The sequence below is a fragment of the Burkholderia sp. SCN-KJ genome, assembly GCF_024656005.1.
GTDB lineage: Bacteria > Pseudomonadota > Gammaproteobacteria > Burkholderiales > Burkholderiaceae > Burkholderia.
The window spans coordinates 321,857-335,624 of the sequence record NZ_JANKOG010000004.1 but is presented as its reverse complement, the minus strand read 5'-3'; the positions used below and the strand labels follow the sequence as shown (position 1 = coordinate 335,624).

Genomic DNA, 13,768 nt, shown 5'->3' with positions numbered 1-13,768 from the left:
AGGGCGGGCTTTACGGTATAATCCGTTTTTCCCGCGAGCATCCAGCGATGACCAAATATGTTTTCGTCACCGGCGGCGTAGTTTCTTCCCTCGGCAAGGGTATTGCCGCCGCCTCCCTCGCCGCGATCCTCGAATCGCGCGGTCTGAAAGTCACCCTCCTCAAACTCGATCCCTACATCAACGTCGACCCCGGCACGATGAGCCCGTTCCAGCACGGCGAAGTGTTCGTGACGGAAGACGGAGCGGAGACCGACCTCGACCTCGGCCACTACGAGCGCTTCATCAGCACGAAGATGCGCAAGGCCAACAACTTCACGACCGGCCAGATCTACGAATCGGTGATCCGCAAGGAACGCCGCGGCGACTATCTCGGCAAGACCGTGCAGGTGATTCCGCACATCACGAACGAAATCCAGGCGTTCATCGAGCGCGGGGCGGCATCGGCCACCTGCGGCGAACCGGACGTCGCGATCGTCGAGATCGGCGGCACGGTCGGCGACATCGAGTCGCTGCCGTTCCTCGAGGCCGCGCGCCAGATGAGCCTGCGCCTCGGCCGCAACAGCGCGTGCTTCGTGCACCTGACGCTCGTGCCGTACGTCGCGACGGCCGGCGAGCTGAAGACGAAGCCGACCCAGCACAGCGTGCAGAAGCTGCGCGAGATCGGCATCCTGCCGCACGTGCTGCTGTGCCGTGCGGACCGCCGCATCCCGGACGACGAATCGAAGAAGATCTCGATGTTCTCGAACGTGCCGGAAGACGCCGTGATCTCGGTGTGGGACGCCGACAGCATCTACAAGATTCCGCAGATGCTGCACGACCAGGGCCTCGACCGGATCATCTGCGAAGAGCTGAAGCTGTCGCCGAAGGACGCCGACCTGAGCATGTGGTCGGAGCTCGTCGAGAAGCTGGAAAATCCGAAGCACGAAGTGACGATCGGCATGGTCGGCAAGTACGTCGATCTGACCGAGTCTTACAAGTCGCTGATCGAGGCGCTGCGCCATGCATCGCTGCACACGTCGACCAAGGTCAACATCGAGTACATCGACTCGGAAGAGATCGAGACGAACGGTGTCGACAGCCTGAAGCATCTCGACGCCGTGCTGGTGCCGGGCGGTTTTGGCCGTCGCGGCACGGAAGGCAAGATCGCGGCGATCCGCTATGCGCGCGAGGCGAAGGTGCCGTACCTCGGCATCTGTCTCGGCATGCAGCTCGCGGTGATCGAATTCGCGCGCGACGTCGTCGGCCTGAAGCAGGCGAACAGCACGGAATTCGATCCGGAAACGCCGGAACGCGTGGTCGCGCTGATCACCGAGTGGCACGACCGCGAAGGCAAGGTCGAGACGCGCACCGAGGAATCCGATCTCGGCGGCACGATGCGCCTCGGCTCGCAACGCTGCCCGATCAAGCCCGGCACGATGGCCGAAGAGATCTATGGCAAGGACGTGAACGAGCGCCATCGCCACCGTTATGAAGTCAATAACCGCTTCGTGCCCCAGCTCGAAGCCGGCGGCCTTATCATCAGCGCCCGTACCCCGAGCGAGGATCTGCCGGAAATGATGGAGCTGCCGCGCTCGATGCACCCGTGGTTCGTCGGCGTCCAGTTCCACCCGGAGTTCACGTCCACGCCGCGTGACGGTCATCCCCTGTTCAAGTCGTTCGTCGAAGCCGCGCTCGGCAACAAGCAAGCGCGTGGAGTGCAAGCATGAAGCTGTGCGATTTCGAGGTCGGTCTCGACCAGCCTTTCTTCCTGATCGCGGGTACCTGCGTCGTCGAATCGGAGCAAATGACGATCGACACGGCGGGCCGCCTGAAGGAGATCTGCGAAAAGCTGAACGTCCCGTTCATCTACAAGTCGTCCTACGACAAGGCGAATCGCAGCTCGGGCAAGTCGTTTCGCGGCCTCGGAATGGACGAGGGCCTGCGGATCCTCGGCGAGGTGAAGCGCCAGCTCGGCCTGCCGGTGCTGACCGACGTGCATTCGATCGAGGAGATCGAGCAGGTCGCGTCGGTCGTCGACGTGCTGCAGACCCCCGCGTTCCTGTGCCGCCAGACCGACTTCATCCACGCGTGCGCACGCTCGGGCAAGCCCGTCAACATCAAGAAGGGCCAGTTCCTCGCGCCGCACGACATGAAGAACGTGATCGACAAGGCGCGCGACGCGGCGCGTGAAGCCGGGCTGTCGGAGGACCGCTTCATGGCGTGCGAGCGCGGCGTCTCGTTCGGCTACAACAATCTCGTGTCGGACATGCGCTCGCTCGCGATCATGCGCGAGACGCACGCGCCGGTCGTGTTCGATGCGACCCACTCGGTGCAGTTGCCGGGCGGGCAGGGCACGAGCTCGGGCGGCCAGCGCGAATTCGTGCCGGTGCTCGCGCGTGCTGCCGTCGCGACGGGTGTTGCGGGCCTGTTCATGGAAACGCACCCGAATCCGGCCGAAGCGAAGTCGGACGGCCCGAACGCGGTGCCGCTGAACCGGATGGACGCGCTGCTGGAGACCCTCGTCACGCTCGACCAGGCGGTGAAGCGCAATCCGTTCCTGGAAAACGATTTCAACTAAAGATCGAATGAACCATGCGACGGCTTCGCGCGTCAGTAGCGTAAGCAGTGTCGGCGCGCATGCCGTCGCAGTTTGAAGAATCCATCGTCATTCTCAGAGGAAACCCATGAGTGCAATCGTAGATATCATCGGCCGCGAGATTCTGGATTCGCGCGGCAACCCCACCGTCGAATGCGACGTGCTGCTCGAATCGGGCACGATGGGCCGCGCGGCGGTGCCGTCGGGCGCGTCCACCGGCTCGCGTGAAGCGATCGAACTGCGCGACGGCGAAGCCGGCCGCTACAACGGCAAGGGCGTGCTGAAAGCGGTCGAGCACATCAACACCGAAATCTCCGAAGCCATCATGGGCCTCGACGCGTCGGAACAGGCGTTCCTCGACAAGACGCTGCTCGAGCTGGACGGCACCGACAACAAGTCGCGCCTCGGCGCGAACGCGATGCTGGCCGTGTCGATGGCCGTCGCGAAGGCAGCGGCTGAAGAAGCCGGCCTGCCGCTGTACCGCTACTTCGGCGGCTCGGGCGCGATGCAGCTGCCGGTCCCGATGATGAACATCGTCAACGGCGGCGCGCACGCGAACAACAGCCTCGACATCCAGGAATTCATGATCGTCCCGGTGAGCCAGCCGACGTTCCGTGAAGCCCTGCGTTGCGGCGCGGAAGTGTTCCACGCACTGAAGAAGATCCTGAGCGACCGCGGCATGAGCACGGCAGTCGGCGACGAAGGCGGCTTCGCGCCGAACTTCGGCAGCAACGACGAGTGCCTGTCGACGATCCTGCAGGCGATCGAGAAGGCCGGCTACCGTGCGGGCGAAGACGTGCTGCTCGCGCTCGACTGCGCGGCATCCGAGTTCTACCACGACGGCAAGTACCAGCTCGCGGGCGAAGGCCTGCAACTGTCGTCGGCCGAATTCACCGACTACCTCGCGACGCTCGCCGACAAGTTCCCGATCGTGTCGATCGAGGACGGCATGCACGAAGGCGACTGGGACGGCTGGAAGCTGCTGACCGAGCGCCTCGGCAAGAAGGTGCAGCTCGTCGGCGACGACCTGTTCGTCACGAACACGCGCATCCTGAAGGAAGGCATCGAGAAGGGCATCGCGAACTCGATCCTCATCAAGATCAACCAGATCGGTACGCTGACCGAAACGTTCGCGGCAATCGAAATGGCGAAACGTGCGGGCTACACGGCCGTGATCTCGCACCGCTCGGGCGAAACGGAAGATTCGACGATCGCGGACATCGCGGTCGGCCTGAACGCCGGTCAGATCAAGACGGGTTCGCTGTCGCGCAGCGACCGCATCTCGAAGTACAACCAGCTGCTGCGCATCGAGGAAGATCTCGGCGACATCGCGAGCTACCCGGGCAAATCGGCTTTCTATAACCTGCGCTAACGCGCTACTATCGGGTTCGTCATCTCGACGCCGCTCTGTGCATGTCGCGCGGAGCGGCGCTTCTTATATCTGCGTCTCTTACATGCGGCTTGTCACTGTCGTCCTGATTGCCTTGCTGGCGCTCATTCAGTACCCCCTATGGTGGGGACACGGCGGCTGGTTGCGGGTGCACGAATTGCGCCAGCAGCTCGGCGATCAGCTGCAGAAGAATGCGGACGAGAAGCTGCGCAATGAACGGATCGCGGGCGAAGTGCAGGATCTGCAGGGCGGTACCGCGGCCATCGAGGAGCGCGCGCGCTACGAGATGGGCATGGTGAAGGATGGCGAAGTGTTCGTGCAGTTCGTATCGCCGAACGCGCCGGCCAGCCCGCTGAACAACACGCCGTCGAGCACGTCGACGCGCGGTACCGTGTCCGCGGCACCCGTGCGTGTCGTGCCGAACCCGCAGTCGATCGCGAAACCGTCGCGGCATCACGGCGGCGAGAAGGGCAAGGCCGCGCATCACTGAGCGCGGGAGTCCGAATCATTGAAAAAGCGCGGGAAATGCCGCGCTTTTTTATTTCCTGTCAGTCGTCAATCGGGTCGGTCGACGCGATGTCGCGTCACCACCACCAGCCCGGGTAACCGTAGCCATAGCCGATGCCGGTGCCCCACCGGTTGCCCCAACCGCCGCCGTAATAGCCGCCGTAGACGGTCACGGGCGGCGGCGAGTAATACGACCACGCGCGCGCGGCGGCCTCGGCCGCCATCGCGTCGTTCTGCTCGCGCAGCACCTGCCGGTCGATCTCGTCGTAGCGTTTGCGCTCCGCGCTCGACAGGGCGGGCGGCCGGCCGCCCGACGCGCCCGGCTCGGGCAGGCGGCTCAGGATCGTCGACGAAGGCGGCTGCACCGCGCAGCCGGCGAGGGCCAGCGTGCCGGCTGCGACACTGGCCAGGACGAGGGTGCGGAACGGGCGATTCATGTGTTTCTCCAGCAGCGCGCCGCAGTGCAAAGCGGTTTGCGCCGAAGGCGGGACCTGCGGCGCGTGAGCCGTAAGGCGACGCTCGTGCGTCATTATGCGCCCGCGCCCGCATCGCGGGCACGGACGCGCGGCGCGCTCAGTGACGCTGCTCGGTCGCGGGCGTGATGCCGGTCGCGAGTTCCGGCGCGGCGAACAACTGCGCGACGTCGACGGGATCGAATTCGTAGCGCTGGTTGCAGAACTCGCAGTGGATCTCGACGTGACCGCGCTCGACGATCACGCTGTCGACTTCGTCGCGGCCGAGCATGCGCAGCATCGCGCCGACCTTCTCGCGGGAGCACGAGCACTGGAAACGCGTCCCGGCCGGGTCGAAGTGCTGCACGTTTTCCTGCCAGAACAGCCGGCGGAACACGACTTCCGGTTCGACCTCGAGCAACTCCTTGGCGGACAGCGTGCCGCCGAGCGTGCAGACGCGCTCCCAGGTGTCGGCGTCGGTCTCGGCGTTGCGCGGCACGATGCCGCCGTCGCCCGGCAGCTTCTGCAGCAGCATGCCGACCGCGCGGTCGCGATCGGCCGCGAGCCACAGCCGCGTGTCGAGCTGCTCCGAGTGGTGCATGTAGTGCTCGAGCACCTGCGACACCGATTCGAGCGGGCCGTCGACGCCGTTCAGCGGCACGATGCCCTGGTACGGCTGCTGGCCCGGCAGCTTCTCGGCCGGGTCGAGCGTGATCACGCACCGGCCGTGGCCGCTCGCGTTGACGAGCGACGCGAACGGCATGTCGTCGCCGATCGTCTGCGCCGCGTCGCCGGCGAACTTGGCCGTGGCGCGCATCGTCAGGTCCGAGCCGCACTGGACGACCAGCATCTGGACCGGCCCGTCGCCGAAGATCTGCATGATCAGGGTGCCGTGAAATTTCAGGTTCGCCGACAGCAGCGCACACGCGGCCATCATCTCGCCGAGCACCGTGCGCACCGGGGCAGGGTAGTCACGGCGGGAAAGCACCTCTTGCCACGTGTTGCGCAGCGATACGATCTCGCCGCGCACGGGTGCCGAATTGAACATGAATTTCTGTAACTGGTCGCTCACTCTTCTTCCTTGAAATCCGCGCGAATCAGCCGATCCGCACGAGTTGCTCCTTGAAATGCGCACGCCGCTCGACGTACGTCTTCGCATTTGCGCGCAGCCGCGCGATGTCGTCTGCCGACAGCTCGCGCACGACTTTCGCCGGGGCGCCGAGAATCAGCGAATTGTCCGGGAACGTCTTGCCTTCCGTCACGACCGCGCCGGCACCGACCAGACAGTTGCGGCCGATCACCGCTCCATTCAAGACCACCGCCTGAATCCCGATCAGCGAACCCTCGCCGATCGTGCACCCGTGCAGCATCGCCTGGTGCCCGATCGTCACGTTTTCGGCAATCGTCAGCGGAAAGCCGGGGTCCGTATGCAGGACCGCGCCTTCCTGGACGTTGCTGCCGGTGCCGACCGTGATCGTCTCGTTGTCGCCGCGAATCGTCGCGCCGAACCAGACGCTCGCGTTTTCCTCCAGCACGACCTTGCCGATGATGGCCGCCGTATCGGCGACGAATACGCTTTCGTGGATCGTCGGGGCCGTCTCGCCCAGTTTGTAGATCGTCACGGAGTCTCCTGGTCTCTTCGATGATGGGCGCCGGTAGAATGGCGCGTCTGGCGTGCCGGGCGCGTTGCGTGACGGCACAAACGCTTATTGTAAACCGTCGCGTGCGTGCGCTCCCGCGATGCGCACGAATGGTGTCCCCGTTTGATGAGCATGCAGCCTTCTTCCCTTACCGCGGCGCCGCGTTGCGTGCGCCGCGCCGCACTCGACGCGCTGCGGATCGCCGAGCCGGCCGCGAAGGCCGCGCAGGTCCGTGCGCTGTATGACGCGCTGCTCGCCGGACAGGCCGCGATCGCGCCGGCGCTCGGCCTGGACGAGCCGGCCGACCTGCCCGGCCGTCCGGCGCGCCCGCCGCTCGTCGAGCCGCGCCAGCTCGAGCGCCGCAGCATGCGCTCGCCCGCGGGGCGCGCGGTGTTGCTGCACGCGCTCGCGCATATCGAATTCAACGCGATCAACCTCGCGCTCGACGCCGTGTGGCGCTTCTCCGGCATGCCCGACGCGTTCTATGCGGACTGGCTGAAGGTCGCGGCCGAGGAGGCCTATCACTTCACGCTGCTGTCCGACCGGCTGGCCGGGTTCGGGCATGCGTACGGCGATTTCCCCGCGCACAACGGGCTGTGGGAGATGTGCGAGCGGACCAAGGCCGATGTGCTCGCGCGGATGGCGCTCGTGCCGCGCACCCTCGAGGCGCGCGGGCTCGACGCGTCGCCGCCGATCCGTGCGCGGCTCGTGCAGGCGGGCGACGACGCGTCCGCGGCGATCCTCGACGTGATCCTGCGCGACGAAATCGGCCATGTCGCGATCGGGAACCGCTGGTTCCGGCACTTGTGCGACGCCGCCGGCCGCGATCCGGTTCCCACCTACCGCGAGCTTGCCGAGCAGTACCATGCGCCGCGGCTGCGCGGTCCGTTCAATTTCGACGCGCGCCGCACCGCGGGATTCGAGCAGGCGGAGCTGGACGAACTCGCCGCGCAGGACGCCGTGGACGGCACGGCGGCGGGTTAGGACGACCGGGCGCTGGCGGCTCCAGACGGGCGGGCGAACGCTGCCGCCGGCTGGCCACACGGGCCGCTCGGCGGCATTTCCGCGGCGGCCGATGCGCCGGATCCACATAACGTCGGCTCCCCGTCGCTAGAGCGCGGCCTCGACTGCCGGCCGCCGGAACGGAAGTGCCATCGCTATAATCGAACGATCATTCTTTTTTTGGCGGCTGCAATGAATGCCTCGAGTTCTGTTTCCGATTTCGTCACCGTCCGCGGCGTCAAGCTGCATGTGCGGCGCTGGGGCAGGCCCGATGCGCCGACGCTGTTCATGCTGCACGGCTGGATGGACGTCGCGGCATCGTTCCAGTTCGTCGTCGACGCGCTCGCGGGCGACTGGCAGGTGATCGCGCCCGATGCGCGCGGCTTCGGCCTGTCCGACTGGCCGGTCGCGCGGCAGGGCGGCGGTCATTACTGGTTCCACGAGTACCTGGGCGATCTCGACGCGCTGGTCGATCACTATGCGCCGACCGGCGAAGTCAACCTGGTCGGGCACAGCATGGGGGCGAACGTCGTGTGCCTGTACGCGGGCGCGCGGCCGGAGCGCGTGCGGCGCGTGGTCGACCTCGAAGGGTTCGGGCTCGCCCCCGCGCGGGCCGAGCAGGCGCCGCGCCGGCTGCGCGGCTGGCTCGACGAGCTGCGCGAGCCGCCGGTGCTGCGCCCGTACGCGTCGCTCGACGACGTGGCGGCCCGGCTGACCAAGACCAATCCGCGGCTCGATCCGCGCCGCGCGGCGTTCCTCGCCGCGCACTGGTCGAAGCGGGGCGACGACGGCCTGTATCACCTGCTGGCGGACCCCGCGCACAAGATGGCGGGCCCGCAGCTGTACCGGCTCGACGAGGTGATGGCCGTCTGGAAGCAGGTGCGCGCGAAGGTGCTGCACGTCGAGGCCGTCAATTCGCCGACGCTCGCCTACATCGCGGGCGACATCCCGCTGCCGGAGTTCAAGGCGCGCTTCGGCGCGTTCCCCGACTGGCGCGAAAAGCTCGTCGAGGATGCCGGCCACATGGTCCATCACGACCAGCCGGAGCAGGTCGCGGCGCTGATCGAGGCGTTCTGCGCATAGGCCGGCGGCGGCAGCGGCGGGGCAGGCGGGCGGCGCAATTGCCGCATTGCAGTAGAATGAAGCTTCACCTGCCATACCGACAATGAACGCTGATCTCCACTGCCATTCGAATGTTTCCGACGGGTTGCTGTCGCCTGCCGACGTCGCGCGCCGCGCCCATGCCGGCGGCGTGACCCTGTGGGCGCTGACCGACCACGACGAGATCGGCGGCCAGGCGGCGGCGCGCAGCGAGGCGGAAGCGCTCGGCATGCGCTACCTGAGCGGCGTCGAGATTTCGGTCACGTGGGCGTCGCGCACCGTGCACATCGTCGGGCTGCACATCGATCCGTCGAACCCGGCGCTCGTCGACGGCCTGTACCGCACGCGCCACGGCCGTGCGGCCCGTGCGCGGGCGATCGCCGCGCAGCTCGAGACGCTCGGCATCCCCGGCGCGTACGAAGGCGCGCTGAAGTACGTATCGAATCCCGACCTGATCTCGCGCACCCACTTCGCGCGTTTCCTGGTCGAGAACGGCCATGCCGCATCGACGTCCGACGTGTTCGACCGCCTGCTCGGCGACGGCAAGCCGGGGTTCGTTCCGCACCGCTGGGCGACGCTGTCCGACGCCGTCGCATGGATTCGCGCGGCGGGCGGTGAGGCCGTGGTCGCACACCCGGGCCGCTACCGCTATACGCCGGTCGAATTCGACGCATTCTTCGGCGAATTCATCGATCTCGGCGGCCGCGCGATCGAGGTCATCACGGGCAGCCACACGCCCGACCAGTACCGCGAATACGCGGACGTCGCGCGCCGCTTCGGCTTCGAGGTGTCGCGCGGTTCGGATTTCCATGCGCCGGGCGAGGGCCGCGTCGAACTCGGCAGCCTGCCGCCGTTGCCGCCCGACCTGAAACCGGTCTGGGAGCGCTGGCTCTGACGCGTCGCGGCCGCTTGCCGTTCGCCGTTCGCGCTGCCGGCGAGGCGCGCATCCGACTTCTCCCTCTTTACGTGTCCCCATGTCCCAGTTCTTCAGGATTCATCCGGATAATCCGCAGCCGCGCCTGATCAAGCAGGCCGCGGACATCGTCAGCAAGGGCGGCGTGATCGCAATGCCGACCGATTCGAGCTACGCGCTCGCGTGCCACCTCGACGACAAGGACGCGGTCGAGCGCGTGCGCCGCATCCGCGGCCTCGACGAGAAGCAGCACCTGTCGCTGCTCGTGCGCGACCTGTCGGAACTGGCCAACTTCGCGATGGTGGACAATCGTCAGTACCGGCAGATCAAGTCGGTGACGCCGGGCCCGTACGTGTTCATCCTGCAGGCAACCAAGGAAGTGCCGCGCCGGCTGTCGCATCCGTCGCGCAAGACGATCGGGCTGCGCGTGCCCGATCACGCGATCACGCTCGCGCTGCTCGAGTCGCTCGGCCAGCCGCTGCTCGGCACGACGCTGATCCTGCCGCCGGACGACGAGCCGCTGAACGATCCCGACGACATCCGCGCGCGGCTCGAGAAGCAGGTCGATCTCGTGATCGACGGCGGCGCGTGTCCGCGCGAGCCGTCGACGGTGATCGACCTGACGGGCGACGTGCCGCAGCTCGTGCGCGCGGGGCGCGGCGCGCTCGAACCGTTCGGGCTGGCGGCCGCGTAAGCGCCATTCATTTTTGCGCGAGTGCGCTTGTTACAATAACGCGATATGGACGCTTCCCTGATTCAGACCATCGCCGTCTACGCGCTGCCCGTGATCTTCGCGATCACGCTGCACGAGGCTGCGCACGGCTATGCCGCGCGCCTGCTCGGCGACAACACCGCCTACATGATGGGGCGCGTGTCGTTCAACCCGATGCGCCACATCGATCCGCTCGGCACGATCGCGATTCCGCTCGCGATGTATTTCCTGACCGGCGGCGCTTTCCTGTTCGGCTATGCGAAGCCGGTGCCGGTATCGTTCGGCAACCTGCGCGATCCGCGCTGGGGCAGCCTGTGGGTGGCGCTCGCGGGCCCGGCCTGCAACTTCGTGCAGGCGCTGGTCTGGGGCGTGCTGACCATCGTGCTGCCCGCGGCCGGCATCGACGAGCCGTTCTTCACGCGGATGGCCTATGCGGGCGTCAGCGCGAACCTGGTGCTCGGCGTGCTGAACCTGTTTCCGCTGCCGCCGCTCGACGGCGGCCGCATCCTGGCGGCCCTGCTGCCGCCGAAGCAATCGATCGCGCTGTCGCGCATCGAGCCGTACGGTTTCATCATCGTCCTCGTGCTGGTCACGACGGGCGTGCTGACGAATTTCTGGCTGCGCCCGCTCGTGAACGCCGCGGCCGGCGTGCTGAGCGCCATCCTGTCTCCCTTCGCCTCGCTTTTCTAACGACAATCATGTTCCCAGATCGTATTTTCTCCGGCATGCGACCCACCGGGTCGCTGCACCTCGGCCACTACCACGGCGTGCTGAAAAACTGGGTGAAGCTGCAGTCCGAGTACCCGTGCTTCTTCTGCGTGGTCGACTGGCATGCGCTGACGACGCACTACGAAACGCCCGAGGTGATCGAGAAGAACGTGTGGGACGTGCTGATCGACTGGCTCGCGTCCGGCATCGATCCGGCGCAGGCGACGCTGTTCATCCAGAGCAAGGTGCCCGAGCATGCGGAGCTCGCGCTGCTGCTCGGCATGAGCACGCCGCTCGGCTGGCTCGAACGCGTGCCGACCTACAAGGAGCAGATGGAGAAGCTGAAGGACAAGGACCTGTCGACCTACGGCTTCCTCGGCTACCCGGTGCTGATGGCGGCCGACATCCTGCTGTATCGCGGCTCGCTCGTGCCGGTCGGTGAAGACCAGGTGCCACACGTCGAGATGACGCGCGAGATCGCGCGCCGCTTCAACTACCTGTACGGCCGCGAGCCGGGCTTCGAGGAGAAGGCGCTCGAGGCCGCGAAGAAGCTCGGCGGCAAGCGCGCGAAGCTCTATCACGAACTGCGCAATGCGTACCAGCAGGAGGGCGACGACGAGGCGCTCGAACAGGCGCGCGCGATGCTGCAGGAATCGCAAAGCCTGTCGATGAGCGACCGCGAGCGCCTGTTCGGCTATCTCGAAGGCGCGCGCAAGATCATCCTGGTCGAGCCGCAGGCGCTTTTGACCGAAGCGTCGCGGATGCCGGGCCTCGATGGCCAGAAGATGTCGAAGTCGTACGGCAACACGATCGGCCTGCGCGAGGACGCGGAGACGATCACGAAGAAGGTCCGCACGATGCCGACCGATCCGGCGCGCGTGCGCCGCACCGATCCGGGCGATCCCGACAAGTGCCCGGTGTGGCAGCTGCATCAGGTCTATACGGACGAAGCGACGCACCAGTGGGTGCAGAGCGGCTGCCGCTCGGCGGGCATCGGCTGCCTCGACTGCAAGCAGCCGGTCGTCGAAGGGATCCTGCGCGAACAGCAGCCGATGCTCGAGCGCGCACAGAAGTACATGGACGATCCGTCGCTGCTGCGCGCGATCGTCGCGGACGGCTGCGACAAGGCGCGCAAGCACGCGGTCGAGACGATGCGCGACGTGCGCGACGCGATGGGCCTGTCGTACACCTGACCTGACGGCATGCACGAACCCGTCATTGCCGCCGCGGGCGGCCACGTCGCCCAGACCGAGCCGTCGCGCTGGGTCGCCCGGTGGTCGCGGCTCGTCCCGGCGGGCGGCGCGGTGCTCGACGTCGCCGCGGGCGGCGGCCGCCATGCGCGCTGGTTTGCGTCGCACGGGCATCCGGTCGTCGCGCTCGATCGCGATCCGGTCGCGCTGGCCGCATTGCGCGCGATTCCCGGCGTCGACGCGCGCGACGCCGATCTCGAGGGCGCGCCCTGGCCGCTGCCGGCCGGCGCGTCGTTCGCGGCGGTGATCGTCACCCATTATTTGCATCGTCCGCTCTGGCCCCATCTGCTCGATGCGGTGGCGCCGGGCGGCGTGCTGATCTACGAAACCTTCGCGCAAGGAAACGAAACGGTCGGCAAACCGTCCAACCCCGCGTTCCTGCTCGCCCCGGGCGAGTTGCTGGACGCGGTGCGCGGCCGCCTGCGGGTGGTCGCGTACGAGGACGGATTCGTCGCCGCGCCGCGCGAGGCGTTCGTGCAGCGCATCTGCGCGGTACGCGAGGGCGCGACCCCGACGGCGGGGGCGGGAATTCCACGTTACGAACTGCCCGGCTAATCCGCTACAATCTCAACGTTTACCGGTACATCAATCAATCGCGTTTCATGGCTAACGGCACCCAAGACGGCATTCAAATCCGCGGCAGCATCCCCGCGATCGTCACCCCGATGCTCGAAGACGGCAGTCTCGACCTGCCGGCGTTTCGCAAACTGATCGACTGGCACATCGCGGAAGGCACCGACGCACTCGTCGTGGTCGGCACGAGCGGCGAGTCGGCAACGCTCAACGTCGAAGAGCACATCCTGATGATCCGCACGGCGGTCGAGCATGCGGCGAAGCGCATCCCGATCATCGCGGGCGCAGGCGGCAATTCGACCGCCGAGGCGATCGAACTGACGAAGCACGCGAAGGCCGTCGGCGCCGACGCGACGCTGCAGGTCGTGCCGTACTACAACAAGCCCACGCAGGAAGGGATGTACCGCCACTTCAAGGCGATCGCCGAAGCGGTCGACCTGCCGGTGATCCTGTACAACGTGCCGGGCCGCACCGTCGCGGACATGGCGCACGAGACGACGCTGCGCCTCGCGCAGGTGCCGGGCATCATCGGCGTGAAGGAAGCGACCGGCAACATCGATCGCGCCGCGCACCTGATCAAGGCCGCGCCGAAGCATTTCGCGATCTACAGCGGCGACGATCCGACCGCGATCGCGCTGATGCTGCTCGGCGGCCACGGCAACATCTCGGTGACGGCGAACGTCGCGCCGCGCGCGATGAGCGACCTGTGCCGTGCGGCGCTGGCCGGCGACGTCGCAACGGCGCGCGAGCTGCACATGAAGCTGCTGTCGCTGCACAAGAACCTGTTCATCGAGGCAAACCCGATTCCGGTGAAGTGGGCGCTGCAGGCGATGGGCAAGATGCAGGGCGGCATCCGCCTGCCGCTTACGCCGCTCGACGAGCGCTGCCACGATGTCGTACGTTCGGCCCTCGTCGAGGCCGGCGTCCTCGCCTGAGGCTCAGGCG

Annotated in this window: 15 protein-coding genes; 12 read left to right on the top strand and 3 right to left on the bottom strand. The window is 67.0% G+C overall.

Going from position 1 to position 13,768, the window contains the following annotated elements; translation table 11 throughout:
• The first annotated feature begins 47 nt into the window (after nucleotides 1-47).
• The 4 genes from NQV17_RS09640 (at nucleotide 48) to ftsB (ending at nucleotide 4,455) form a co-directional block, all read left to right on the top strand.
• Nucleotides 48-1,706 carry a CTP synthase gene (locus NQV17_RS09640; RefSeq protein WP_257771743.1) on the top strand — a complete coding sequence of 553 codons (1,659 nt, stop codon included), beginning with the start codon at nucleotides 48-50 and terminating at the stop codon, nucleotides 1,704-1,706.
• Nucleotides 1,703-2,557: a 3-deoxy-8-phosphooctulonate synthase gene (gene kdsA, locus NQV17_RS09635; protein WP_257771741.1), complete on the top strand. Its 855-nt coding sequence runs from the start codon at nucleotides 1,703-1,705 to the stop codon at nucleotides 2,555-2,557. Before NQV17_RS09640 ends, kdsA begins: the two co-directional genes overlap by 4 nt.
• 106 nt (nucleotides 2,558-2,663) lie before the next feature.
• Nucleotides 2,664-3,947 (top strand): phosphopyruvate hydratase, encoded by a 1,284-nt coding sequence (gene eno, locus NQV17_RS09630; RefSeq protein WP_011885396.1) that lies wholly within the window; start codon nucleotides 2,664-2,666, stop codon nucleotides 3,945-3,947.
• A gap of 82 nt (nucleotides 3,948-4,029) precedes the next feature.
• Nucleotides 4,030-4,455 (top strand): cell division protein FtsB, encoded by a 426-nt coding sequence (gene ftsB, locus NQV17_RS09625; RefSeq protein ID WP_044848176.1) that lies wholly within the window; start codon nucleotides 4,030-4,032, stop codon nucleotides 4,453-4,455.
• 94 nt (nucleotides 4,456-4,549) lie between these two features.
• Here ftsB and NQV17_RS09620 read toward each other — a convergent pair whose 3' ends face one another.
• The 3 genes from NQV17_RS09620 to NQV17_RS09610 all read right to left on the bottom strand — a co-directional run bounded on the left by NQV17_RS09620 (nucleotide 4,550) and on the right by NQV17_RS09610 (nucleotide 6,546).
• Nucleotides 4,550-4,909 carry a hypothetical protein gene (locus NQV17_RS09620; RefSeq protein WP_257771736.1) on the bottom strand — a complete coding sequence of 120 codons (360 nt, stop codon included), beginning with the start codon at nucleotides 4,907-4,909 and terminating at the stop codon, nucleotides 4,550-4,552.
• Between the two features lie 136 nt (nucleotides 4,910-5,045).
• On the bottom strand, nucleotides 5,046-5,996 hold the full coding sequence (gene hslO, locus NQV17_RS09615; protein ID WP_257771734.1) for an Hsp33 family molecular chaperone HslO: 951 nt from the start codon (nucleotides 5,994-5,996) through the stop codon (nucleotides 5,046-5,048).
• Between the two features lie 25 nt (nucleotides 5,997-6,021).
• Complete coding sequence (locus NQV17_RS09610; RefSeq protein ID WP_057925213.1) at nucleotides 6,022-6,546, bottom strand: gamma carbonic anhydrase family protein; 525 nt, start codon at nucleotides 6,544-6,546, stop codon at nucleotides 6,022-6,024.
• A 144-nt stretch (nucleotides 6,547-6,690) separates the two neighbouring features.
• On the opposite strand from NQV17_RS09610, the gene NQV17_RS09605 reads away from it, so the two are divergent.
• From NQV17_RS09605 to dapA, 8 genes are all read left to right on the top strand, one after another.
• The gene (locus NQV17_RS09605) at nucleotides 6,691-7,548 is read left to right on the top strand and encodes a ferritin-like domain-containing protein (protein ID WP_257771730.1); all 858 of its coding nucleotides are present in this window, start codon (nucleotides 6,691-6,693) and stop codon (nucleotides 7,546-7,548) included.
• 210 nt (nucleotides 7,549-7,758) lie between these two features.
• Nucleotides 7,759-8,649 carry an alpha/beta fold hydrolase gene (locus tag NQV17_RS09600; protein WP_257771728.1) on the top strand — a complete coding sequence of 297 codons (891 nt, stop codon included), beginning with the start codon at nucleotides 7,759-7,761 and terminating at the stop codon, nucleotides 8,647-8,649.
• 82 nt (nucleotides 8,650-8,731) lie between these two features.
• Nucleotides 8,732-9,562, top strand: a complete 831-nt coding sequence (locus tag NQV17_RS09595) for a 3',5'-nucleoside bisphosphate phosphatase (protein WP_124488296.1) — start codon at nucleotides 8,732-8,734, stop codon at nucleotides 9,560-9,562.
• A gap of 79 nt (nucleotides 9,563-9,641) precedes the next feature.
• A complete protein-coding gene (locus NQV17_RS09590; RefSeq protein WP_257771725.1) occupies nucleotides 9,642-10,274 on the top strand; it encodes an L-threonylcarbamoyladenylate synthase in 633 nt (210 codons plus the stop codon).
• Between the two features lie 45 nt (nucleotides 10,275-10,319).
• On the top strand, nucleotides 10,320-10,982 hold the full coding sequence (locus NQV17_RS09585) for a site-2 protease family protein (protein WP_257771723.1): 663 nt from the start codon (nucleotides 10,320-10,322) through the stop codon (nucleotides 10,980-10,982).
• 8 nt (nucleotides 10,983-10,990) lie between these two features.
• A complete protein-coding gene (locus NQV17_RS09580) occupies nucleotides 10,991-12,193 on the top strand; it encodes a tryptophan--tRNA ligase (protein ID WP_257771721.1) in 1,203 nt (400 codons plus the stop codon).
• A 9-nt stretch (nucleotides 12,194-12,202) separates the two neighbouring features.
• The gene (locus tag NQV17_RS09575) at nucleotides 12,203-12,805 is read left to right on the top strand and encodes a bifunctional 2-polyprenyl-6-hydroxyphenol methylase/3-demethylubiquinol 3-O-methyltransferase UbiG (RefSeq protein ID WP_257771719.1); all 603 of its coding nucleotides are present in this window, start codon (nucleotides 12,203-12,205) and stop codon (nucleotides 12,803-12,805) included.
• A gap of 47 nt (nucleotides 12,806-12,852) precedes the next feature.
• Nucleotides 12,853-13,758, top strand: coding sequence for a 4-hydroxy-tetrahydrodipicolinate synthase (gene dapA, locus NQV17_RS09570; protein WP_044847991.1), 906 nt, complete (start codon nucleotides 12,853-12,855; stop codon nucleotides 13,756-13,758).
• Nucleotides 13,759-13,768 lie beyond the last annotated feature (10 nt).

What these genes read in the sequence shown, in the direction of transcription:
- NQV17_RS09580 (WP_257771721.1), top strand. Translation starts at nt 10,991, where the DNA reads ATGTTCCCAGATCGTATTTTCTCCGGCATGCGACCCACCGGGTCGCTG.
- NQV17_RS09575 (WP_257771719.1), top strand. Translation starts at nt 12,203, where the DNA reads ATGCACGAACCCGTCATTGCCGCCGCGGGCGGCCACGTCGCCCAGACC.
- eno (WP_011885396.1), top strand. Translation starts at nt 2,664, where the DNA reads ATGAGTGCAATCGTAGATATCATCGGCCGCGAGATTCTGGATTCGCGC.
- NQV17_RS09595 (WP_124488296.1), top strand. Translation starts at nt 8,732, where the DNA reads ATGAACGCTGATCTCCACTGCCATTCGAATGTTTCCGACGGGTTGCTG.
- NQV17_RS09605 (WP_257771730.1), top strand. Translation starts at nt 6,691, where the DNA reads ATGAGCATGCAGCCTTCTTCCCTTACCGCGGCGCCGCGTTGCGTGCGC.
- ftsB (WP_044848176.1), top strand. Translation starts at nt 4,030, where the DNA reads ATGCGGCTTGTCACTGTCGTCCTGATTGCCTTGCTGGCGCTCATTCAG.
- NQV17_RS09590 (WP_257771725.1), top strand. Translation starts at nt 9,642, where the DNA reads ATGTCCCAGTTCTTCAGGATTCATCCGGATAATCCGCAGCCGCGCCTG.
- NQV17_RS09600 (WP_257771728.1), top strand. Translation starts at nt 7,759, where the DNA reads ATGAATGCCTCGAGTTCTGTTTCCGATTTCGTCACCGTCCGCGGCGTC.
- NQV17_RS09620 (WP_257771736.1), bottom strand. Translation starts at nt 4,909, where the DNA reads ATGAATCGCCCGTTCCGCACCCTCGTCCTGGCCAGTGTCGCAGCCGGC.
- NQV17_RS09640 (WP_257771743.1), top strand. Translation starts at nt 48, where the DNA reads ATGACCAAATATGTTTTCGTCACCGGCGGCGTAGTTTCTTCCCTCGGC.
- NQV17_RS09585 (WP_257771723.1), top strand. Translation starts at nt 10,320, where the DNA reads ATGGACGCTTCCCTGATTCAGACCATCGCCGTCTACGCGCTGCCCGTG.
- dapA (WP_044847991.1), top strand. Translation starts at nt 12,853, where the DNA reads ATGGCTAACGGCACCCAAGACGGCATTCAAATCCGCGGCAGCATCCCC.
- kdsA (WP_257771741.1), top strand. Translation starts at nt 1,703, where the DNA reads ATGAAGCTGTGCGATTTCGAGGTCGGTCTCGACCAGCCTTTCTTCCTG.